This is a genomic window from Mycobacterium sp. E2479, from assembly GCF_001667925.1.
Lineage (GTDB): Bacteria > Actinomycetota > Actinomycetes > Mycobacteriales > Mycobacteriaceae > Mycobacterium.
This window is the reverse complement of the sequence record NZ_LZJR01000096.1, coordinates 180494-201596: the sequence shown is the minus strand read 5'-3', so window position 1 is coordinate 201596 and position 21103 is coordinate 180494. Positions and strand designations below refer to the sequence as shown.

At 67.9% G+C, this 21103-nt stretch carries 22 protein-coding genes; 18 read left to right on the top strand and 4 right to left on the bottom strand.

Features of this window, described 5'->3' with window-relative positions; translation table 11 throughout:
* Positions 1-94 precede the first annotated feature (94 nt).
* From A5686_RS15890 to A5686_RS15865, 6 genes are all read left to right on the top strand, one after another.
* Entirely contained in the window at positions 95-1102 is a 1008-nt protein-coding gene (locus A5686_RS15890; RefSeq protein WP_067935950.1) for a Rieske 2Fe-2S domain-containing protein, read from the top strand.
* Positions 1099-2181, top strand: coding sequence for a dihydrodipicolinate reductase (locus tag A5686_RS15885; RefSeq protein WP_067935947.1), 1083 nt, complete (start codon positions 1099-1101; stop codon positions 2179-2181). Before A5686_RS15890 ends, A5686_RS15885 begins: the two co-directional genes overlap by 4 nt.
* Before the next feature lie 121 nt (positions 2182-2302).
* Positions 2303-2857: a hypothetical protein gene (locus A5686_RS15880; protein WP_067936231.1), complete on the top strand. Its 555-nt coding sequence runs from the start codon at positions 2303-2305 to the stop codon at positions 2855-2857.
* A gap of 87 nt (positions 2858-2944) precedes the next feature.
* Positions 2945-3682, top strand: coding sequence for a 4-hydroxy-tetrahydrodipicolinate reductase (gene dapB, locus A5686_RS15875; RefSeq protein WP_067935945.1), 738 nt, complete (start codon positions 2945-2947; stop codon positions 3680-3682).
* Complete coding sequence (locus A5686_RS15870; RefSeq protein WP_067935943.1) at positions 3679-4134, top strand: hypothetical protein; 456 nt, start codon at positions 3679-3681, stop codon at positions 4132-4134. The genes dapB and A5686_RS15870 overlap by 4 nt, the downstream gene beginning before the upstream one ends.
* A gap of 62 nt (positions 4135-4196) precedes the next feature.
* The gene (locus A5686_RS15865) at positions 4197-4598 is read left to right on the top strand and encodes a flavodoxin family protein (protein ID WP_067936229.1); all 402 of its coding nucleotides are present in this window, start codon (positions 4197-4199) and stop codon (positions 4596-4598) included.
* Here the strand turns inward: A5686_RS15865 and A5686_RS15860 are convergent.
* Together A5686_RS15860 and A5686_RS15855 are read right to left on the bottom strand one after the other, a co-directional pair.
* A complete protein-coding gene (locus tag A5686_RS15860; RefSeq protein WP_067935939.1) occupies positions 4595-5086 on the bottom strand; it encodes a hypothetical protein in 492 nt (163 codons plus the stop codon). The two genes, A5686_RS15865 and A5686_RS15860, sit on opposite strands and share 4 nt — an antisense overlap.
* Positions 5087-5131: 45 nt before the next feature.
* Complete coding sequence (locus tag A5686_RS15855; protein ID WP_082947655.1) at positions 5132-5965, bottom strand: acyl-CoA thioesterase domain-containing protein; 834 nt, start codon at positions 5963-5965, stop codon at positions 5132-5134.
* 44 nt (positions 5966-6009) lie between these two features.
* On the opposite strand from A5686_RS15855, the gene A5686_RS15850 reads away from it, so the two are divergent.
* Complete coding sequence (locus A5686_RS15850; protein WP_067935937.1) at positions 6010-7533, top strand: class I adenylate-forming enzyme family protein; 1524 nt, start codon at positions 6010-6012, stop codon at positions 7531-7533.
* Complete coding sequence (locus tag A5686_RS15845) at positions 7530-10775, top strand: carboxyl transferase domain-containing protein (protein ID WP_067935935.1); 3246 nt, start codon at positions 7530-7532, stop codon at positions 10773-10775. Before A5686_RS15850 ends, A5686_RS15845 begins: the two co-directional genes overlap by 4 nt.
* A gap of 3 nt (positions 10776-10778) precedes the next feature.
* Here the strand turns inward: A5686_RS15845 and A5686_RS15840 are convergent, their stop codons facing one another.
* On the bottom strand, positions 10779-11108 hold the full coding sequence (locus A5686_RS15840; protein WP_067935932.1) for a PE-PGRS family protein: 330 nt from the start codon (positions 11106-11108) through the stop codon (positions 10779-10781).
* A gap of 134 nt (positions 11109-11242) precedes the next feature.
* On the opposite strand from A5686_RS15840, the gene A5686_RS15835 reads away from it, so the two are divergent.
* The 4 genes from A5686_RS15835 to A5686_RS15820 all read left to right on the top strand — a co-directional run bounded on the left by A5686_RS15835 (position 11243) and on the right by A5686_RS15820 (position 15006).
* The gene (locus tag A5686_RS15835; RefSeq protein WP_067935928.1) at positions 11243-12025 is read left to right on the top strand and encodes an SDR family oxidoreductase; all 783 of its coding nucleotides are present in this window, start codon (positions 11243-11245) and stop codon (positions 12023-12025) included.
* Positions 12022-13221: an acyl-CoA dehydrogenase family protein gene (locus tag A5686_RS15830; protein ID WP_067935925.1), complete on the top strand. Its 1200-nt coding sequence runs from the start codon at positions 12022-12024 to the stop codon at positions 13219-13221. The genes A5686_RS15835 and A5686_RS15830 overlap by 4 nt, the downstream gene beginning before the upstream one ends.
* Positions 13218-14321: an acyl-CoA dehydrogenase family protein gene (locus A5686_RS15825; protein ID WP_067935922.1), complete on the top strand. Its 1104-nt coding sequence runs from the start codon at positions 13218-13220 to the stop codon at positions 14319-14321. Before A5686_RS15830 ends, A5686_RS15825 begins: the two co-directional genes overlap by 4 nt.
* 73 nt (positions 14322-14394) lie before the next feature.
* Positions 14395-15006, top strand: a complete 612-nt coding sequence (locus A5686_RS15820) for a glycosyltransferase (RefSeq protein WP_067935919.1) — start codon at positions 14395-14397, stop codon at positions 15004-15006.
* Here the strand turns inward: A5686_RS15820 and A5686_RS15815 are convergent.
* A complete protein-coding gene (locus tag A5686_RS15815) occupies positions 14995-15744 on the bottom strand; it encodes a dienelactone hydrolase family protein (RefSeq protein ID WP_067935916.1) in 750 nt (249 codons plus the stop codon). The two genes, A5686_RS15820 and A5686_RS15815, sit on opposite strands and share 12 nt — an antisense overlap.
* A gap of 153 nt (positions 15745-15897) precedes the next feature.
* Here A5686_RS15815 and A5686_RS15810 point away from each other — a divergent pair, with 153 nt between their 5' ends.
* The 6 genes from A5686_RS15810 to dapA all read left to right on the top strand — a co-directional run bounded on the left by A5686_RS15810 (position 15898) and on the right by dapA (position 21097).
* Positions 15898-16698 carry a thymidylate synthase gene (locus A5686_RS15810; RefSeq protein ID WP_067935915.1) on the top strand — a complete coding sequence of 267 codons (801 nt, stop codon included), beginning with the start codon at positions 15898-15900 and terminating at the stop codon, positions 16696-16698.
* A gap of 61 nt (positions 16699-16759) precedes the next feature.
* On the top strand, positions 16760-17284 hold the full coding sequence (locus A5686_RS15805; protein ID WP_067935914.1) for a dihydrofolate reductase: 525 nt from the start codon (positions 16760-16762) through the stop codon (positions 17282-17284).
* A 69-nt stretch (positions 17285-17353) separates the two neighbouring features.
* Positions 17354-18064, top strand: a complete 711-nt coding sequence (locus A5686_RS15800) for a cell division protein DivIVA (RefSeq protein ID WP_067935911.1) — start codon at positions 17354-17356, stop codon at positions 18062-18064.
* Between the two features lie 36 nt (positions 18065-18100).
* Complete coding sequence (locus A5686_RS15795) at positions 18101-19357, top strand: winged helix-turn-helix domain-containing protein (RefSeq protein ID WP_067935909.1); 1257 nt, start codon at positions 18101-18103, stop codon at positions 19355-19357.
* Between the two features lie 10 nt (positions 19358-19367).
* Positions 19368-20132: an FAD-dependent thymidylate synthase gene (gene thyX, locus A5686_RS15790; protein ID WP_067936225.1), complete on the top strand. Its 765-nt coding sequence runs from the start codon at positions 19368-19370 to the stop codon at positions 20130-20132.
* Between the two features lie 62 nt (positions 20133-20194).
* Positions 20195-21097: a 4-hydroxy-tetrahydrodipicolinate synthase gene (dapA, locus tag A5686_RS15785; protein WP_067935906.1), complete on the top strand. Its 903-nt coding sequence runs from the start codon at positions 20195-20197 to the stop codon at positions 21095-21097.
* Positions 21098-21103: the final 6 nt, after the last annotated feature.

Genomic DNA, 21103 nt, shown 5'->3' with positions numbered 1-21103 from the left:
CGGTATGAACAGTTTCATAGAGGGTACTTTGATTTTCTCCCGGTGCGGCCTATCATTCCTACGCGAGGGAGGGCAGCTCACATGGCAGGGCTCGATGGCTAAGCCACCGTTGTCGATGACACCGACCGGCTGGTTCCAGGTCGCCTGGTCCGACGAGATCGGCGTCGGCGACGTGCACAAGATGAAGTACTTCGGCCAGGAGATGGTCGCCTGGCGTGCCGAATCCGGCGAGCTCACGGTGATGAACGCCTACTGCGAGCACCTGGGCGCGCACCTGGGCTATGGCGGCAAGGTCGTCGGCGAGACACTGCAGTGCCCGTTCCACGGGTGGCAGTGGAGCGCCGACGGCCGCAACGTCTGCATCCCGTACCAGGATCGGCCCAACCGTGGCCGCCGCATTCGCACCTACCCGGTGGTCGAGCGCAACGCGTCGGTGTACATCTGGCACGACGTGGACCGCCGCGAGCCCTATTTCGACGCGCCGGACGTGTTCGCCGCGTTCGAGGACGGCAGCAGCGCGGCCGACTACTACCCGCAGCAGCGGCTGTACCGCGAGACCCTCGAACTGCACCCGCAATACGTGTTGGAAAACGGGGTGGATTTCGCGCACTTCAAGTACGTGCACAACACCCCGATCGTGCCGGTGTTCACCCGCCACGACTTCGCCGGGCCGGTGTCCTATGTCGACTTCACCATCACCTTCGCGGGCGACGACGCCCAGTTGATCGAGGACGTCAACAGCGGCGTGCAGGCCATCAACGGCGGATTGGGCATCGCGGTGACCAAGAGCTGGGGCATGATCGACAACCGCACCATCTCGGCGATCACGCCGGTCGACGAGTTCTCCTCGGACGTGCGGTTCATGGTCTACATCGGCCGGACGCCGCACAAAGACCAGGACCGCGCCGCCGCCAGGGCGGACGAGTTCGGGCGCGAAGTCATCCGCCAGTTCGAGCAGGACATCGAGATCTGGCAGCACCAGCGTTATTCGGATCCGCCGGCTTTGGCCGCCGACGAGTACGAAGGTTTCACCGCAATTCGCAAGTGGGCCAAGCAGTTCTATCCCGAGGCGTTCGCATCGCAGGAAGGCGTAAGCCAATGAGCACAGCACCGATCCGTGTCTTTCAGGTCGGCAGCGGCAACGTCGGCTCGGAGATGATCAAGCGGATCGCCGCCCAACCCGACATCGAACTCGTTGGCGTGCATTGCTATTCGTCGGAGAAAGTCGGTAAGGACACCGGAGAGTATGCAGGGCTGGCGCCCAACGGGGTCGCGTTCACCGGCACGGTCGAGGAGATCATCGCCGCCAAGCCCGATGTGCTGACGTTCCACGGCGTGTTCCCCGACGAGGACCTCTACGTCAAAGTGCTTGAGGCGGGCGTCAATATCGTCACCACCGCCGACTGGATCACCGGCTGGCACCGCGACAAGAATCACCCGCACCCGTCAGGCAAGCCGGTGACTCAGTTGCTGCAAGAAGCCTGCGAGAAGGGCGGCGCCACGTTCTACGGCACCGGGATGAACCCGGGGCTGAACCAGATCCTGGGCGTGGTGTGCTCGGCCGACGTCGCCGAGATCCAGAACGTCACCACGATCGAATCCGTCGACGTGTCGTGCCACCACTCCAAGGACACCTGGATCGAGGTGGGTTACGGCCAGCCGGTTGACGACCCCGAAATCCCCTCGAAGCTGGAGAAGTACACCCGCGTGTTCGCCGACAGCGTGTACATGATGGCCGACTGCTTCGACCTGCGGCTGGATGAGGTCAAGTTCAGCTACGAGCTGGGCGCGTGCACCAAGGATGTTGACCTGGGGTGGTACACGCTGCCCAAGGGTTCGCTGGGCGGTAACTACATCAAGTACCAAGGCATGGTCGACGGCGTGCCGCGGGTGGAAACGCACCTGGAATGGCAGATGACTCCCCACACCGATCCCAGCTGGAACATCAAGGGCTGCTACATCACTCAGATCCAGGGCGACCCCTGCATCTACAACAAGCACATGATCTTCCCCAAGCCCGGCGTCGATCTGTCCAACCCGGACAACTTCGCCTCGATCGGCATGACCGTCACCGGCATGCCGGCGCTTGCTTCGATCAAGTCGGTGGTCGCGGCGCCACCGGGGCTCATCACCAGCGCCGACCTACCGCTGCGCGGGTTCGCCGGGCGCTTCAAGAAGTAGACCTTCCGCCGGCGGCAAGCCGTCTCGCTGAACGTGCTCCACTTGCGCAAACGGGCTGGCATGCCGCCGGCATCAGACAGTTCCCTGTTTTTCCGAGCAACGCTGCGGGTAATCTCACGTGGTGCGCGCGGGATTTGTAAATGCGGCAGCCGCCGTGGTCATCGCCGCATCCTCGTGCCCCTCTGGTTCGGCTGAGCCCGCGGCCGAGAGTCCACCGTTCCCGATCGGTCAGCTGGGCGTGCCCGTGCATGCGCGGTCGGCCGGCGGCGCGACCGCCGACATCACCGTCGACAGTGCGACGTGGTTACCGCCGGGGTGCGCCTCTCATTTTGCGAGTCCGACGCCTGACTCTGCCTGCAACGTGGTGGAACTGACTATCACCGCGACGTCCCACCGGTTCTTCCAGTTCGACCAGCGCTATATGTTCGCCGGATACGGCGGCGGCGATCAGCCATGGACCCATCCCGTCGACGCGCCCCAGCCGTCATCGCTTGCGGTCGACTACCGGAGGCTGAACAAGATGCCCGCGCTGCAAGCGGGCGGCCTGCACGACGGGCAGACCGCGCATGGATTCGTCGGCTTCGTCATGCCGACGGGAGGCGACCTGTACATCACGATCAACGATCCCGAACAACCCGCTCCCTACACCGAGGCGGGCTGGATCGTCCACACCTGATCGGCGCGCGAAACCCCCGTCCGAGTTGTCATGAAATAACTCGACGCACGCCGCGGCGCAGAATTGACCGGGTCTAGGGTGAAACTCATGCGGGTAGGAGTGCTGGGAGCCAAAGGCAAGGTCGGTTCGGCCATGGTCGCGGGCGTGCAGTCGGCCGAGGATCTGAGCCTGTCGGCCGAAGTGGACGCCGGCGATCCGATGAGCCTGTTGACCGAGGGTGACACCGAGGTCGTCATCGACTTCACCCACCCCGACGTGGTGATGGGCAACTTGAAGTTCGTCATCGACAACGGAATTCACGCCGTCGTCGGGACCACGGGCTTCACCGCCGAGCGGCTGCAGCAGGTGCAGGATTGGCTCGCCGACAGCTCTGGCACTTCGGTGTTGATCGCGCCGAACTTCGCGATCGGGGCGGTGTTGTCGATGCACTTCGCCAAGCAGGCGGCGCCGTTCTTCGACTCGGCCGAGGTGATCGAGCTGCATCACCCGCACAAGGCCGATGCCCCGTCGGGCACCGCGGCGCGCACCGCAAGACTTATTGCCGAGTCGCGAAAGGGATTGCCGCCCAACCCGGATGCCACCAGCACCGCCCTGCCGGGCGCGCGCGGCGCCGACATCGACGGCATTCCGGTGCATTCGGTGCGGCTGGCCGGGCTCGTCGCCCATCAGGAGATTCTGTTCGGCACCGAGGGGGAGACGCTGACCATCCGCCACGACAGCATCGACCGGACCTCGTTCGTGCCTGGTGTGCTGCTGGCCGTGCGGCGCATCCAGGACCACCCCGGCCTGACGGTGGGTCTCGAGGCCCTGCTCAATCTGCAATGACCAAAGCCCTGCGCACCCAGTTGCTCGTCGCCTTCATGTGCGTCGCGCTGTTGGTGTACTTCGTACTGCTGGGGCGCGTGGCCGTCGCGATGATCGGCTCCGGCCGCGCGGCCGCCGTCGGCCTCGGACTGGCGGTGTTGATCCTGCCCGTGATCGGGCTCTGGGCGATGATCGCCACCCTGCGCGCCGGATTCACCCACCAGAAGCTGGCCCGGCTGATCGCGGCGGAACAAATGGAACTGGACACCAGCGCGCTGCCGCGCCGGCCGTCGGGCCGCATCCGGCGCGACGCGGCCGATGAACTGTTCGCCACGGTGCGCACCGAAGTCCAGGACCACCCCGACGATTGGCGGCGCTGGTACCGGTTGGCCCGCGCCTATGACTATGCGGGAGATCGCCGCCGCGCCCGTGAGGCGATGAAGACGGCGGTTCACCTGCAGGGCCAACCGTGAGCGAAACACCGAGCAAGACGCTGCTGATCGTGCATCACACGCCGTCGCCGCACACCCACGAGATGTTCGAGGCCGTGGTCTCCGGCGCCACCGACCCCGACATCGAGGGCGTCGAGGTACTGCGGCGACCGGCGCTGACGGTCTCGCCGGCCGAGATGCTGGCCGCCGACGGCTACCTGCTGGGCACCCCGGCAAACCTCGGCTACATCTCGGGTGCCCTCAAGCACGCGTTCGACTGTGCCTACTACCAACTGCTCGACTCGACGCGAGGGCGACCGTTCGGGCTGTACCTGCACGGCAACGAGGGCACCGAGGGCGCCGAGCGTGCCGTCGACACCATCACCACCGGGCTCGGGTGGTCCAAAGCCGCAGAGACCGTGATCGTTTCGGGCAAACCAAGCAAGGATGAGTTGCAAGCGTGCTGGGAGCTCGGGGCGACCATCGCGGCACAGCTGATGGACTAGTCGGGTCTCGACGGCCTGATGCCCCCCGCGACGTATCCCAGCGCCCCCACCAGGGCCGCGAACTTGACCAGCGCGGCGACCTGTGCGCGCCGGGCATGCACGCCGATACGCCTCCCGCGCAGCACGCTCAGCAGTGAGACCCCCTCCACCGCATCACCCGCGACGGCGACGAGCGCCGCGGCGGGCAAACCGGCCGGGTGGCCGCGCCGCCGGCGCGCGCGGTCGACCAGTAGCGCCGTCAATACGCCGTAGGTGGCCATGTAACCGAAGTCGAGCCACAGCGACAGGCGTGCGGCCCGCTGACCGTCGCTTCCCCACCGGCTCATGATGTCTTCGGCCCGAGATGCACTGCCGGCCAACTCGAATGCGATGATCCCCGGCCCGCCGCTGCGGCGCATGCGATGTTCCAGCACGAGCATCACCGCGGTATAGCCGAGGAAGGAGACGGCGGCCGCCGCGAGGCGACGGTCCGGAACGCGGTGGCTCACCAGTCAAGGCTCCCGTGAATCGGTTCGCGAGTCCAGGGTGCCCGCCTAGGCGTAGGTCGGTTTGAAGGCGTCGGCCGGTTGAGCCAGGGCCAGCGCCGAGCTGGTACCGATCGGCCCGTGCTGGTCGAACAGGGTCGCAGCACCGGTGGCGACCCCGGCTGTGGCGTAGTGGCTCTGGGCGGCCAGACCGAGGAATTCCCCGTCGGGCAATCGGCTCGCGGTGACGGTGTAGTCGGCGTTGATGTAGCGCAATCCAGCGGTGCCCCAATGGGTGAGCGAACTGGTGATGTCGCCGGCGAAGGCCAGACGGGTGAACGGCGTCAGCGGGTGCCCGTGCACCATCGGCCGAAACAGTCGCGCCCAGGCAAACTTCTGGGAGTGGTTCTGCTCCCATTCGCCTGCGGCAATTCCCGGGCTGCCTTGCGACGTCGCGCCATACCCCCAGATGAGAAACGGCATCTGGGCGGGAAAGCCGTCCGAGGATCCCGGGAGCGGCGGCATCTGCGTCGGCGACGACCACACCTGCCCGTCGGGATGAGCACCGCGACGCAGGAACAGCGTGCTGGCCCGGGCGACGACGGTGCCGTTCTGGATCAGGCTGCCGTCGACCAGCTTGATGCGCCGACCCTCGCGCTGCACCGAGGTCTGGATCTGCACCGGCTCCAGCGCGGCCGGGCGCAACAAGTCAACCGTGAAGCGGGCAGGTTGCAGGTCCGGATCGATGCCGGATTGCTCTATGCCCCAACCCAACAGGCCCCCCACGATCTGGCCGCCCATCGCCGCGCCCCACGGGCCTTGCGTCAGCTGGCCCGGAACATAGGAGTCGCCGTCTACAGTGAAGAACGCCTCGGGCATGATGGCGGAATCCTCGATCGTCACCGCTATCACGATAGGACACCGGATTAGTAAGGACCGGGCATGCTGTGATCGAAATTCCCCGCGACCGCAATCCCTTCGCGACGACCGGCGTATCACGCGGCCGCGACGGCATTCCGCGCTATGACGAGCTGCCCGCCACGCTGCTGGACATGCTCGCCGAACAGGTCGACGTCCGACCGGACGCCGAGGCCCTGGTGGAGCTGGGCGGTGGGCGGCTGACGTACCGGCAGCTGTGGGATCGCGCGGCGCGAGTGGCCGGTGGGCTGCGCGCGGGTGGCCTGAAGCCGGGCGACCGCGTCGCGGTGCGTTACCCCGCCGGCATCCACTGGGCGCTGGCGTTCTGGGGCACGGTGATGGCCGGCGGCGTTGTGGTGGCGGTCAATACGCGATCGGCGCAGCCCGAGGTCGAGTTCGTCCTGTCCGACTCCGGTGCGCAGGTGGATCTGGCGCCGGACGCCGCGCTGCCGGACGGACGGCCGTACGTGACCGAGCAACTCGGGCGCGCCGACGCGGCAGCGCTGTTCTACACGTCCGGCACCACCGGCCATCCCAAGGGGGTGCCGACCACGCACGAGGCGTTCCTGACCAACACCGAAAACGCGATTCGCTGTCTGCAACAGCCACGGGATCTCGGCGAGGCGATGCGCACGCTCATCTCGGTACCGCTGTTCCACGTGACGGGATGCAACACCCAACTGCTGGCCGCCGCACGGCTCGGGGGAGCCTCGGTGATCATGCCGGCGCTCAACCTGGATGCGTTGCTCACCACGCTGACCGCCGAGCGCATTTCGGTCATGGTCACAGTCCCGGCGGTCTACTCGTTGTTGTTGCGGCACAGCGCGTTTGCCGCGCTGGATGTGTCGAACGTGCGGTGGGTGGGCTACGGCGGCGCGCCGATCCCCCCGTCGCTGGTGCGGTCGGTGAAAAACGCATTTGGCCACGCCACGGTGTTCAACGGCTATGGCATGACGGAGACCGCATCGTTGATGACCGCGCTGCCCGACAGCGAGGCCGTCGAGCACGCCGACTCCGTCGGCTATGCGGTGCCCTCGGTGGACCTCGGGGTGATCCCGATCGGCGACGACCCCGGTGTGGGGGAGCTGGTGGCGCGGGGTGCCAACGTGACCACCGGCTACTGGAATCGGCCGGAGGCCACCGCCACGACCTTCGCGGACGGCTGGCTGCGCACCGGCGACGTGGTGCGCGTCGACGATGCGGGCCGGGTGTACATCGTCGACCGGCTCAAGGACATCATCAATCGCGGTGGTGAGAACGTCTCCAGCGTCGAGGTGGAGGCGGTGCTGCTGGCGGCGCCCCGCGTGGCCGACGCCTGCGTGCTCGGGGTTCCCGACGACGTCATGGGGGAGAAGGTGGGGGCGGTGTTGTTCGGCGGCGGTGACGAGATCGACGTTCCGGCGGTGCTCGACCACTGCAGCGGCCGGCTGGCCGATTTCAAAGTGCCGCAATATGTCACGGTGGTCGATGATGCGCTGCCGCGCAATGCCGGCGGCAAACTGCTCAAGGCCAGACTCCGCGAGCAGGTCCGGTGGGGCGAGCCACTGCGATGAGTGCGAGCCTGCTGGTCGCCAACCGCGGCGAGATCGCACTTCGAATCATCCGCACCGCAATCGAACTGGGCATGCGCACCATCGCGGTCTATGCCGAGGACGACGCGGAGAGCCCGCATGTGCACGCGGCCGACGAGGCGATCGGCCTGCCGGGGGCCGGCCCGCGTGCCTACCTGGACCAGTCCGCCGTGCTGGCTGCGGCGAAAAGCTCAGGTGCGAATCTGATTCATCCCGGATACGGATTCCTCAGCGAGAAGGCCGAATTCGCCGAGGCCTGCGCGACGGGCGGCTACAGGTTCGTGGGACCAGACGCCCGGGTGCTCGAGCTGCTCGGCAACAAGACATCGGCACGTGGCGCCGCGATCGCCGCCGGGGTGCCGGTGCTACCGGCTACCGAGGGGCCCAGCAGCGTCGAGGACATCAGGGCATTCTTCGCCGAGCAGGCTGGCGGCATCATGATCAAGGCCATCGCAGGTGGCGGAGGGCGCGGAATGCGCAAGGTGCACAACGCCGATCAGATCGATGACGCTTATCAGCGCTGCGCCGCCGAAGCCCAGCTGGGGTTCGGCGATCCCGCGCTGTTCGCCGAGGCGCTGCTCACCGATGCGCGCCACATCGAGGTGCAGGTCGTCGCCGCGCCGGCCGGGCACCAGACGCACGCACACGCCGTCGGCGACCGAGACTGCAGCATTCAGCGGCGCTACCAGAAACTCATCGAAATCGCTCCCGCTCAAGGTCTTTCGGATGAGCTGCGCCGCGCCCTGCACCAGGCGGCGGTGCGGCTGTGCGCCCGAGTGGGCCTGCACGGGCTCGCCACCGTCGAATTCCTGGTCTCCGGTGAGCAGTTCGTCTTCCTCGAGGTCAACCCACGAATCCAGGTCGAGCACACCGTCACCGAAGAAACCACCGGGCTCGACCTGGTGGCCGTCCAGCTGGCGATCGCCGGCGGCGCATCCTTCTACCAGCTGGGGCTGGCGGCCGGAACCGACTCCGACGGGCTGGAGGTCATCGGCGAGCCGGCCGCACACCACGGCATCGCCGTCCAACTCCGGATCAATATGGAGACCTTCGGCCCCGACCTGTCGGTCGTCCCGTCTTCGGGCACGCTCGCCGTGTTCTCCCCGCCGAGCGGTCCGGGCGTGCGCGTCGACACGTATGGCCGGACCGGATTGGCGATAAGCCCCCAATACGATTCGCTGCTGGCCAAGCTCATCGTCGATGTGCACGGGTCGTCATGGCGGTCGGCGGTGCGCAAGGCCCGCACCGCGCTGGCCGAGTTCGGCATCGAGGGCGTCCCCACCAACATCGGATTCCTGCGCGCGCTGCTGAGCGACGATCGAGTCGAATCCGGTTGGGTGAGCACCGGATTTCTCGATGAGAAGCTGCCCGAATTGGCCCAAGCCGCGCTGTCTCACCAGCAAGAACCGCGGGTGGCCGCGGTCGAGCTCTATCCCGGCGAGGACGCGCTGCGCGCGCAGCTGGCCGGGACCGTGGTCGAGGTGGCCTCCGAGGGAGCCGAATACGCCGCGGGCAGCCAATTGGTTGTCCTGGAAGCGATGAAGATGCAGCACGTGCTCGTCGCACCGGACGCGCTGCGAACCGTCCGGATCCTGGTGACACCGGGGCAGGTGGTCGGGACCGGAGACCCGCTGCTGGTCTTCACCCGCACGACGGGCAACGACGACAGCGAATCCTTCGCGGCGACAATGGACCTCGACCGGCCACGGCCCGACCTCGACGAGGTCTTGCATCGGCATTCGCTGACCCTGGATGAAGGCCGTCAAGGGGCGGTTACCAAGCGGCACAACCAAGGTCGGCGCACCGCGCGGGAGAACATCGCCGACCTCGTCGATCCTGACAGCTTCGTGGAATACGGTGCGCTGGCCATTGCAGCGCAGCGCAGCCGTCGCTCGGAGGAGGACCTGATGGTCAACACCCCGGCCGACGGCCTGGTCGCCGGGCTGGCGACCATCGGCGCGGAGCGGTTCGGCAGGGCCGCGGCGCAGGCCGTCGTGGTGTCGTACGACTATACGGTGCTGGCCGGTACGCAAGGCATGCGCAACCATGCCAAGACCGACCGCGTATTCGACCTCGCGGCGCGAAAGCAGCTGCCCGTGGTGCTGTTCGCCGAGGGCGGCGGCGGGCGGCCGGGCGACACCGACGTCGGCGGCGCCGCCGGGCTGGACGTCCCCACCTTCCGGATGCTGGCGGGGCTGAGCGGGAAAGTGCCGCTGGTATCGGTCGTTTCGGGCCGCTGCTTCGCCGGCAACGCCGCGCTGGCCGGGGTGTGCGACGTGATCATCGCAACGCCGGACGCCAACATCGGGATGGGCGGGCCGGCGATGATCGAGGGCGGCGGGCTGGGCGTGTATCCGCCCGAGGCGATCGGGCCGATCGGCGTGCAGCGCCGCAACGGCGTGGTCAGCCTGGTCGCCCGCGACGAGGCGCATGCGGTCGCGCTGGCCAAGCGGTACCTGTCCTACTTTCAGGGCACCGTGGGTGATTGGGCGGCGCCCGATCCGCGGCTGGCCCGGCATGTGGTGCCGCAGAACCGGTTACGCGCCTACGACGTGCACCGGGCGATCGAGGCGATCGTCGATGTCGAATCGGTGCTCGAGCTCAGGGGAGACTACGGCGTCGGAATAGTCACCGCGCTCGTGCGCGTCGAGGGAGTGCCGTACGGGTTGATCGCCAACAGCACCCATCACCTCGGTGGCGCGATCGATGCCGAGGCCGCCGACAAAGCCGGCGACTTCCTGGCCTTGTGCGAGTCGTTCAGGCTGCCGGTGATCTCGCTGTGCGACACCCCGGGCTTCATGGTCGGGCCCGACGCGGAGATTCAAGCGGCGGTTCGTCGCTTCGGCCGGATGTTCGTCCTGGGGGCGCGGCTGACGGTGCCACTGGGAATGATCATCTTGCGCAAGGGATATGGGCTTGGCGCAATGGCGATGGCGGGCGGTTCATTCCGCGCGCCGGAGTTCACCATCGCCTGGCCGACCGGAGAAATCGGCGGGATGGGCCTGGAAGGCGCTGTGCGCCTTGGGTTCAGCAAGGAACTGGCCGCCGCGGACGAGTCAGGCGGTCCCGTCGAGCGACAAAGACTGTTCGACCGCCTGGTGGCCGCTGCCTACGAGCACGGAAAGGCGCTGCGGTCGGCCACCACGTTCGAACTGGACGACGTGATAGACCCGGCAACCTCCCGGGCCTGGATCACCAGGCTCTCGGGAGGCCGACGGGTCTAGCGGTTAGGCGTGGCCGGAACCGCAGCCGACGCCCGGCAGACAGCCTTGTCCGCCGGGAATGCCGCCGGGGCCCGCGTTCTGCCCGCCGGAGCCGCAGCCGACGCCCGGGACACAGCCCTGGCCGCCCGGACCGCCGCCGGGGCCGTTGAACTGGCCGCCCGAGCCGCAGTTTCCGTTAGCGTCGCAGCCGCCGCCACCCGGGTCGTCCTTGAAGGTCACGTGCGTGGGCACGGGGGAGTTGGCGGCCGGTCCGGCGAGGTAGACATCAGCAGCGGCCGCGGGCGCCGCGGCGATGGCCGCGGCGACGGCACCTGCGACAACCAGCGGTTTCATGAGGGTCAATTTCGATAACATGCGCGTGGCGTACCACCTCAACACGTGTCCAAAACATCGTGAATAAAATTCGGCAGCGAACCAAGTCTGCGCTGCCGCAGGGCGGCTCTCACCGCGACGGAAGGCCTGACACCATGACCTCACAGGATCTGAGCGGCCGGACCGCGATCATCACCGGCGCGTCGCGCGGAATCGGCCTTTCGATAGCCCAGCAGCTGGCGGTCGCGGGGGCCAACGTGGTGCTCACCGCGCGCAAGCAGGAGGCCGCCGACGAGGCCGCCGCCCAGGTGGGGAAGCAGGCCCTCGGGGTGGGTGCCCACGCGGTCGACGAGGACGCGGCGCGGCGCTGCATCGAGCTCACGCTGGAGCGCTTCGGCAGCGTCGACATCTTGATCAACAATGCCGGAACCAACCCGGCTTACGGTCCGCTGATCGATCAGGATCACAATCGTTTCACCAAGATCTTCGACGTCAACTTGTGGGCGCCGCTGCTGTGGACCTCGCTCGTCGTCAAATCGTGGATGGGTGAGCACGGCGGGACGATCGTCAACACGGCCTCCATCGGGGGCATGCATCAATCCCCGGCGATGGGCATGTACAACGCCACCAAGGCCGCGCTGATCCACGTCACCAAGCAACTGGCGCTGGAACTCTCGCCGCGCGTCAGGGTCAACGCCATCTGCCCGGGTGTGGTGCGCACCCGGCTGGCCGAGGCGCTGTGGAAGGGAAACGAGGACCCGCTGGCGTCGTCAATCGCGCTCGGGCGCATCGGGGAGCCCGTCGACGTGGCCGCCGCCGTCGCCTTCCTGGTCTCCGACGCGGCGAGCTGGATCACCGGCGAGGCCATGGTGATCGACGGTGGCCTGCTGCTCGGCGCCGCACAGGGATTCCAGTCCGCACCCGGCGGCGGGCAATGACCGCCGTCGATACGGCCGACCTGGACGCACGGGTTCAGGCACTGCTCGACGAACACGATCCGGTCACCAGCGATCCGCGGGATTTCCTTGGCGCGCAATATGATGCGGGCCTGGCCTGGGTGCACCTGCCGCACGGTTTCGGCGGGCTGGATCTGCCGCGCACCGCTCAGGAGCGAGTCGATGCCCGGCTGGCCGCCGCCGGTGCACCGGTGGGCGGGACCCGCAAGAATTACATCGGCATGGGCATGGCGGCGCCGACGATCGCGGCGTTCGGCACCGACGAGCAGAAGCGAAAGTTTCTGCGCCCGTTGTTCACCGGCGAACAGATCTACTGCCAGCTATTCAGCGAGCCGGGCGCCGGGTCCGATCTGGCCGGGGTTGCCACCCGTGCGGTGCGCGACGCGCATAACCCTGAAGATTGGATTATCAACGGGCAGAAGGTGTGGACGTCGCAGGCGCAGCACGCGCAGATGGCCATCCTGGTCGCACGGACCGATCCGTCGGTGCCCAAACACCATGGCCTGACTTATTTTCTCTGCGACATGACGCAACCCGGTGTCGAGATCCGGCCGTTGCGTCAGATCACCGGTGAGGCCGAATTCAACGAGGTGTTCCTCACCGACATCCGGGTGCCCGATGCCAATCGGCTCGGCCCGGAGGGCGGTGGCTGGCGGGTCGCCACCACCACCCTCAACAACGAACGCGTCGCCATCGGCTCGCGCGCCGGGGTGCCACGGGAAGGTGGCCACATCGGCAAGGTCACCGCGGCCTGGCGCGACGAGCCGGCGCTGCGCAACCCCGCCATGCACGACCAGCTGATGCGGCTGTGGGTCGAGGCGGAGGTCCTTCGGCTGGCCGGCGAACGGTTGCGGCAACAGGCGGCCACCGGTCAGCCCGGCCCCGAAGGTGCCGGTATGAAGGTGGCGTTCGCCAAGTTGGCACAAGCGATTTCGGGCTTCGAGATCGAGCTGCACGGCGAAGCAGCGCTGCTCTACGATGACTGGACCATGCGCAGACCCGAGACGGTCGACCTGGTCGGTCGCGGGCCCGGCTACCGCTACCTGCGCGCGCGCGGCAATTCGATCGAGGGCGGTACGTCAGAAATCCTGCGCAATACCATTTCCGAGCGGATCCTTGGCCTGCCGGGTGAACATCGTGTCGACAAAGACGCCGCCTGGAAGGATCTCCCCCGATGAGCGAGCACACCGCCGACCTGCTGTACTCCGACACCGAAGACGCATTGCGGGTCGGCGTCCGGCAGCTGTTCGCCCAGCGGTGCCCATCCGAATCGGTGATGGGCCTCTATGACCAGCAACCACAAGACTTTTCGGGCGTGTGGCACACGCTGGCCACCGAACTGGGCGTGGCGGGCCTGCTGGTTCCCGAGTCGCTGGGTGGCGCCGACGCGAGCGTCCGCGAGGCCGCCGTGGTGATGGAGGAGATCGGCCGGGCCGTTGCGCCGGTGCCGTATTTGTCCAGCGCGGTCCTGGCGACGATCGCGTTGCTGCGTGCCGGTGACACAGCGACCGTGCCGGCTCTGGCCCGCGGCGAGCTGACCGCGGCGTTGGTGGTCCCGCTGTCCAGCGCCCCGGGCGACCCGGTTACCGCGGTCAGCGCCGAAGCCGACGGACTCAGTGGGTCCGTCAGCAGCGTGGCCGGTGCCGACGTCGCCGATGTGCTGGTGGTGCCGGTCGCCGGTCGTGAGGGGCTCGAGCTGCACACCGTGGCCCGCGACGCCGCGGGGGTGCGGATTTCACCGCTGCTTTTGCTGGATATGACCAGACCCCTTGCCGCCGTGTCGTTTTCGGGATCGCCGTCGTCCCGGGTCGGGGCGGGTGACCAGCCAATCGCCGAAGCCATCCGGACCGGGGCGGCCCTGCTGGCGTCGGAGCAACTGGGGGTCGCCCAATGGTGCTTCGAAACCACGCTGGAATACGTCAGGCAACGCAGACAGTTCGGCCGCACGATCGGCTCGTACCAGGCGATCAAGCACCGGCTGGCGGATCTGTGGTTCGAGGTCGGCGCGGCTACCGCCGCGGCGCGCTACGCGGCCGACACCTGCGCGCGGGGCGCCGAGGACGCGGACGCCGCGGCGGCGATCGCCCAGGCCTACTGCGGCGAGGTCGCCGTGCACGCCGCCGAAGAGTGCATACAGCTGCACGGTGGCATCGGTATGACCTGGGAATATCCCGCGCACCTGTACCTCAAGCGGGCCAAGAGCGACCAGCTGGCGTTCGGCACCGGCTACCGTCACCGCGCCCGACTGGCCGAATTGGTGGACCTGCCGGCTTTCTGACCCTTCCGGCGATGCGCACCAACGCCCCGCCGACGATAGAGCTTGCCGACCACACGTCTTTCGGAGCTGGCGAATGCAAGTGTTGCTGTCGGCGTACGACTCGCGAGGAGGCGTCGAGCCGCTCGCCGCGCTCGCGGTGCATTTGCGCGCGCTCGGCGTCGACGCGCGGGTCAGCGCGCCGCCGGACGCCGAATTCGTTGAGCTGCTGGCCGGGGTCGGAATGCCGCTGCTGCCGTTCGGCGAATCACTGCGGGCGATGAACACGGGGGCGATGCCGTCCGAGGAGGAACTGCGCCGGCACGGCTGGGCCGGCTTGGACCCGATCGACGACCGGGACGACTGTTTCGCTGTCGGGGAGGTCAACCACCAGGCTCTGTTCGGGCGGGTGGCCGCCGTCGTGCACCACGGCGGGGCGGGCACCACTACGACGGCCGCCCGGGCGGGCGCCCCGCAGGTGGTCGTGCCCCAGGGGGCCGACCAGCCCTACTGGGCGACCCGGGTGCGCGACCTGGGCATCGGCGCCGCGCACGACGGTCCCGCTCCCAGCTCCGAATCGCTGTCGACCGCGCTCACGGCGGTCCTGACCGACCAGACCCGCGCCAGGGCGAGGTCGGTGGCCGCAACGATCCGCACCGACGGGGTGTCGGTGGCCGCGACACTGCTGATGACGGCCTTAACGCGGTAGCGCGGAAGCGAACACCTCCGCGATCGCCTCCCAATGCCGCTCTGCCGCGGCGACGTCGTACGGCGCGTTGTCCGGCACCGCGAATCCATGCCCCGCCGGATACCACTCGATGGTGTGCTCGACACCGGCCGCCGTCAGTGCTTTGTCGAGCTGTTCGGCGTCTTCGGCGGTGAACGACGCGTCGTCCTTAGCGCCGCCCACGTAAACCGTGGCGCTCATCCGGTCGGCGAGCAGGTGCGGGCTGTCGTCGGTGTCGGTGACCAGGCCGCCGCCGTGGAAGGAGGCCGCCGCGGCCACCCGGTCGGGCACCCGCCCGGCCACCATCAGCGACGTCCGGCCGCCCATGCAGTAGCCGCACACCCCGAATCGCTCGCCGGCCACCTCGGGTCGGGCGGCGAGATAGTCGAAGAACGCGCCGGCGTCGGTGGCCATCCGGTCCGGGGTGACGCTGCCGATCATCGAGAACAGGCGTGCGCGTTCTTTCGAGTCGCTGAAGACCGTGGCCATGTCGAACGGCGCCCAGTCGGTGGTGCGGTAGTAGACATCCGGAAGCAGCACGGCGTAACCGAACCCGGCCAGCTTGGCGGCCATCTGCTCGAACGTGTCACGCACGCCGCCGGCGTCGGGATACATCACTACGCCGGGCCATGGGACTTGCGAGTCTGGGCCGTCGGGGGTGAACAGGTGCACCGTGCAGGTGCCGTCGGGTGTGGTGACGACGTCGATGATGTTCGGCATGCCACCCGTTCTACTCCGCGCGCCTAGACCCAAATTCATCGGCGCCGACCCGCCGCGCCCGGCGACGCCGCGCTTGCGATCGCCGCTAATTCGTCGGCGCCGACCCGCCGCGCCCGGCGACGCCGCGCTTGCGATCGCCGCTAAGCTGACGGCGTGCCGGTCCCGACCCCCTACGAAGATTTGCTCCGCTTGGTGCTCGACAAGGGAACGGCCAAATCCGACCGCACCGGCACCGGGACGCGCAGCCTGTTCGGTCAGCAACTGCGCTATGACCTGTCGGCCGGGTTCCCGCTGCTCACCACCAAGAAGGTGCACCTCAAGTCGGTCATCTACGAATTGCTGTGGTTCCTGCGCGGCGATTCCAACGTCGCCTGGCTGCACGAGCACGGCGTTACCATTTGGGATGAATGGGCAAGCAGCACAGGCGATCTCGGACCGATCTATGGTGTGCAATGGCGGTCCTGGCCGACGCCGTCGGGCGAGCACGTCGATCAGATCAGCGCGGCTCTGGACCTGCTGCGCACCGACCCCGACTCGCGGCGCATCATCGTGTCCGCGTGGAACGTCGGCGACATCCCGCAGATGGCGCTGCCGCCGTGTCATGCCTTCTTTCAGTTCTACGTGGCCGACGGGCGGCTGAGCTGCCAGCTCTACCAGCGCAGCGCCGACCTGTTCCTGGGTGTGCCGTTCAACATCGCCAGCTACGCGCTGCTGACGCACATGATGGCCGCCCAATCCGGCCTCGCGGTCGGCGAGTTCGTGTGGACGGGCGGGGATTGCCACATCTACGACAACCATGTCGAGCAGGTGCGGCTGCAACTGAGTCGCAACCCCCGGCCATACCCGGAACTCGTTCTGGGCGCGCGGGATTCGATTTTCGATTACACCTACGACGACGTTGTCGTAAAGAACTACGACCCCCACCCGGCGATCAAAGCCCCAGTCGCTGTATGAAGCGCGCCGGCGACGACGCCGGCTCGGGCGCCCTGCAAGCTGGGATCAAGGAGTAGCGCGTATGACCGAGGTGGGCCTGGTGTGGGCTCAGTCGACCTCCGGCGTCATCGGGCGCGGTGGCGACATCCCCTGGAAAGTGCCGGAAGATCTCATCCGGTTCAAGGAGGTGACGCTGGGGCACCCGGTGATCATGGGCAGGCGGACGTGGGATTCGTTGCCGGCGAAGGTGCGCCCCCTGCCGGGCCGTCACAACGTCGTCCTGTCCCGAGACCCCGGTTTCGTCGCCGACGGCGCGCGGGTGGCCGGCACCCTGGAGGAAGCCCTCGCCCATGTCGAGGGCGGCCCCGAGACCTGGGTCATCGGCGGCGAACAGATTTATTTGCTGGCGTTGCCGTACGCAACCCGCTGCGAGGTCACCGAGATCGAAATCGATTTGCGGCGCGATGACGACGATGCGGTGGCGCCGACGCTGGACGACACTTGGGTAGGTGAAACGGGGGAGTGGCAGGCCAGCCGTTCGGGGCTGCGGTATCGCTTCCACAGCTATCGTCGGCCCGCCACGCACCCGTTAGCGCCCTCGGCCTGACCTGACATACTCGGACTCGGGGTCGTCGGTGGGGTCAACCAGGCGTTTGGAGAGAAGGGGGAACTGGCAGTGCAAACCGAACCCGTGAAGACGTTCTCTCGAAAATTCATGGGCTACGACGCGGCCGCGGTCGACGCCCACATCGAGATGCTGACCACCAAGCAGCAGCTGCTGCTTGCCGACGTCGAGAGCCTACGGGCCCGCCTGCAGGAATCCGGCGATCAAACGGCCGCGCTGCGCAAGGAAGTCGCCGTGCTGACGGACACCTCGCCAGCGCCGCACGCGGTGCAGCAGCGGCTGGCGAAAATGCTGAGCCGCGCGGTCGACGAGGTGGCCGAGATGCAGGCCGAGGCACGGGCCGAAGCGGATGCGCTGATCGCGGCGGCCGAGGCCGAGGCCGAGGAAACTGCGCGGAAGCGTGAGCAGATGCTGTCGGACATGGCCGCGCAGCGGCAAGCCATGGAAGCCGAGTATCAGAAGACCAAGGAAAAGCTCGAGGCCGAGTTGACCGGCCTGCGCGAAGACGCCCAGCAGGCGCGTGAGCGGCTCCTCGCGGAGGCGAAGCAGAGGGCGGACCGGGATCGTGACGAGGCTCGCCGGGCCGTGGAAGAGGCGAGTCGGCAACGGATCAGGATTCTCGAGCAACTGATGGGCGTATACCGCGACCTGGAAACAGTTCCGGACGCTCTCGAGTGTGCCTACGAAGAACAACAGAATGCGTCCGAGGCGGACTCTGCGGTGCTCTCGGACGAGAAAGTCAGCGCGGGCTCAGCGTCGTAAGGCAGCACGTCGGACACGACCGGTATTCTCGGCGCCGTGTCGACTCGCAGGCTATCGGCAGCCCAAGCTCGGCGGATAGCCGTTGCGGCCCAAGGATTTACCGACCCCCGGCCCCAAGCTGAGATCACCCGGGCACACCTCAAGCGGCTCATCTCCAGGATCCAAGTGCTGCAACTGGATTCGGTCTCGGTGGCGGTGCGGGCACACTACGCTCCGGTGTTCAGCCGGCTCGGCCCCTACGACCGTGACGTGCTCGACCGGGCCGCCTGGGGGCCCCGGTCGTCGCGGCTGCTGGCGGAGTACTGGGCGCACGAGGCCGCGCTGATGGCCGTCGAGGACTGGCCCCTGTTGCGCTGGCGGATGCGCCAGTACCGGCATGGCCGGTGGGGCACCCACATCGTCAAGGCCAACCCGCGGCTGGCCGACGAGATCATCGCCGCCATCGCCGAGCTCGGACCGAGCACGGCGGGCCAGATCGAAGCGCACCTGGCCGCCGAACCGCGCCGGAAGAAGGGCACCTGGTGGACGCGCAGCGACACCAAGTGGGTCGCCGAGGCGTTGTTCTCCGCCGGGGTGCTCACCACTGCCACCCGCGTGGGCTTCGCTCGCCACTACGACCTGGTCGAACGGGTACTGCCGGCCAGCGTGCTGGCCCGCGAGGTCGACGACGACGAGGCGATCCGCGAACTGACGCTGCGGGCGGCCACCGCGCTGGGCGTGGGCACCGAGGCCGACATCCGCGACTACTTTCGGCTGTCGGCCCAACAGGTCAAACCGGCGCTCGCCGCATTGGAAGCCGGTGGCGACATCGAGCCCGTCGACGTCGACGGCTGGTCCGCACCGGCCTATCTGCGGGCGGGCCGCACGGTGCCCCGCACCGACCGCGGCACCGCGTTGCTGTGCCCGTTCGACCCGCTCATATTCTTCCGCCCGCGCGTCGAGCGACTATTCGAATTCCATTACCGCATAGAGATTTACACCCCCGCAGCCAAGCGGCAATACGGCTACTACGTGTGGCCGCTGCTCATGGACGGACGATTGGTGGCGCGCGTCGACCTCAAGGCCGACCGCGCCGCCAACAGGCTGCAAGTCCTCGGTGCCTTCGGCGAGGCTCATCTTGCCGGCCGCGCCCCACGGCAAGGCGTCGCCGCGGCGCTGGCCGGTGAGCTGGCGTCCATGGCGTCCTGGCTGGGCCTAGGCGGTTTCAGCGTCGCCGGTCGCGGTGATCTGTCCGGCGAGCTGCACGCGGCGGCCAAGCGGGTCAGAGGCGCCGATCCGGTCGGCACGCTTTAAGGTGAGCGCCGTGGCCGAGATCGCGCCGCTGCGCGTGCAACTGATCGCCAAGACCGACTTCTTGGCGCCCCCCGATGTGCCGTGGGACACCGACGCCGACGGTGGGCCCGCGCTGGTCGAGTTCGCCGGGCGCGCCTGCTACCAGAGCTGGTCGAAACCCAACCCCAGGACCGCGACCAACGCCGGCTACATCAAGCACATCATCGACGTCGGCCACTTCTCGGTCCTCGAACACGCGAGTGTGTCTTTTTACATCACCGGCATCTCGCGGTCGTGCACCCACGAGCTGATTCGGCATCGGCACTTCTCCTATTCGCAGCTGTCGCAGCGCTACGTCCCCGAGAGGGAATCGCACGTCGTCGTGCCGCCGGGCATGGAAGACGATGCGGAACTGCAGCAGATCCTGGCTGCCGCGGCCGACGCCAGCCGCGCCACCTACGCCGAGTTGCTGACGAAGCTGGAAGCGAAGTTCATGGTGGGGGAGCCCGGCGAAAAGCTAGGGGTGTTGCGTCGCAAGCAGGCCCGCCAGGCCGCCCGCGCCGTGCTGCCGAACGCGACTGAAACCCGCATCGTCGTCACCGGCAACTACCGAGCGTGGCGCCACTTCATCGCGATGCGCGCCAGCGAGCACGCCGACGTCGAAATTCGGCGGCTCGCCATCGAGTGCTTGCGCCAGCTGACGGGGGTGGCGCCCGCGGTGTTCGCCGACTTCGAGATCTCCACCCTGGCCGACGGCTCGGAGGTCGCGACCAGCCCACTGGCGACCGAAGCCTGACGCGCCGGCGCGCAGCTACATGGATGCTAATTGCCTTGCCGGCGCCAGGTAACCTGAACACCGTGAGCACGGTCGGATTCGACGCCCCAGCACGGTTGGGGACCTTGCTGACCGCCATGGTCACACCGTTTGGCCACGACGGCTCCGTTGACACCGCCGCTGCCGCACAGCTGGCCAATCACCTGATCGACGCGGGCTGTGATGGGCTGGTGGTCTCCGGTACCACCGGCGAATCGCCGACAACCACGGATGACGAGAAGCTTGAGCTGCTGCGCGTAGTGCTCGAGGCGGTCGGCGACCGGGCCCACGTCGTCGCCGGCGCGGGCACCTATGACACCGCGCACAGCGTGCGGCTGGCCAAGGCCTGCGCGGCCGAGGGCGCCCACGGGCTGCTGGTGGTCACGCCCTACTACTCGAAGCCACCCCAGAGCGGGCTGATCGCCCACTTCACCGCCGTCGCCGACGCGACCGAGCTGCCGGTGGTGCTCTACGACATCCCGCCGCGTTCGGTGATACCCATCCAGCCCGAGACGATCCGTGAGCTGGCCGCCCATCCGAACATCGTCGGAATCAAGGACGCGAAGGCCGACCTGCACAGCGGTGGGCAGATCATCGCCGAGACGGGCCTGGCCTACTACTCGGGCGACGATGCGCTGAACCTGCCGTGGCTGGCCATGGGCGCCACCGGATTCATCAGCGTGATTTCTCACGTGGCCGCCGGACAGCTGCGGCAAATGTTATCCGCATTCAGCTCCGGGGACATCGCCACCGCCCGCAAGATCAACGGCACCGTCTCCCCGCTGTGTGATGCGATGGCCCGCCTGGGCGGGGTGACGCTGTCCAAGGCGGCCCTGCGTCTGCAAGGTATCGACGTCGGCGATCCGCGGTTGCCCCAAATGCCCGCGACGCCAGAGCAACTCGACGAGTTGACCGCCGACATGCGTGCGGCCTCGGTGCTGCGGTGACCCAAG

What these genes read in the sequence shown, in the direction of transcription:
- A5686_RS15890 (WP_067935950.1), top strand. Translation starts at nt 95, where the DNA reads ATGGCTAAGCCACCGTTGTCGATGACACCGACCGGCTGGTTCCAGGTC.
- A5686_RS15885 (WP_067935947.1), top strand. Translation starts at nt 1,099, where the DNA reads ATGAGCACAGCACCGATCCGTGTCTTTCAGGTCGGCAGCGGCAACGTC.
- dapB (WP_067935945.1), top strand. Translation starts at nt 2,945, where the DNA reads ATGCGGGTAGGAGTGCTGGGAGCCAAAGGCAAGGTCGGTTCGGCCATG.
- A5686_RS15870 (WP_067935943.1), top strand. Translation starts at nt 3,679, where the DNA reads ATGACCAAAGCCCTGCGCACCCAGTTGCTCGTCGCCTTCATGTGCGTC.
- A5686_RS15865 (WP_067936229.1), top strand. Translation starts at nt 4,197, where the DNA reads ATGTTCGAGGCCGTGGTCTCCGGCGCCACCGACCCCGACATCGAGGGC.
- A5686_RS15845 (WP_067935935.1), top strand. Translation starts at nt 7,530, where the DNA reads ATGAGTGCGAGCCTGCTGGTCGCCAACCGCGGCGAGATCGCACTTCGA.
- A5686_RS15840 (WP_067935932.1), bottom strand. Translation starts at nt 11,108, where the DNA reads ATGAAACCGCTGGTTGTCGCAGGTGCCGTCGCCGCGGCCATCGCCGCG.
- A5686_RS15835 (WP_067935928.1), top strand. Translation starts at nt 11,243, where the DNA reads ATGACCTCACAGGATCTGAGCGGCCGGACCGCGATCATCACCGGCGCG.
- A5686_RS15830 (WP_067935925.1), top strand. Translation starts at nt 12,022, where the DNA reads ATGACCGCCGTCGATACGGCCGACCTGGACGCACGGGTTCAGGCACTG.
- A5686_RS15825 (WP_067935922.1), top strand. Translation starts at nt 13,218, where the DNA reads ATGAGCGAGCACACCGCCGACCTGCTGTACTCCGACACCGAAGACGCA.
- A5686_RS15820 (WP_067935919.1), top strand. Translation starts at nt 14,395, where the DNA reads ATGCAAGTGTTGCTGTCGGCGTACGACTCGCGAGGAGGCGTCGAGCCG.
- A5686_RS15815 (WP_067935916.1), bottom strand. Translation starts at nt 15,744, where the DNA reads ATGCCGAACATCATCGACGTCGTCACCACACCCGACGGCACCTGCACG.
- A5686_RS15805 (WP_067935914.1), top strand. Translation starts at nt 16,760, where the DNA reads ATGACCGAGGTGGGCCTGGTGTGGGCTCAGTCGACCTCCGGCGTCATC.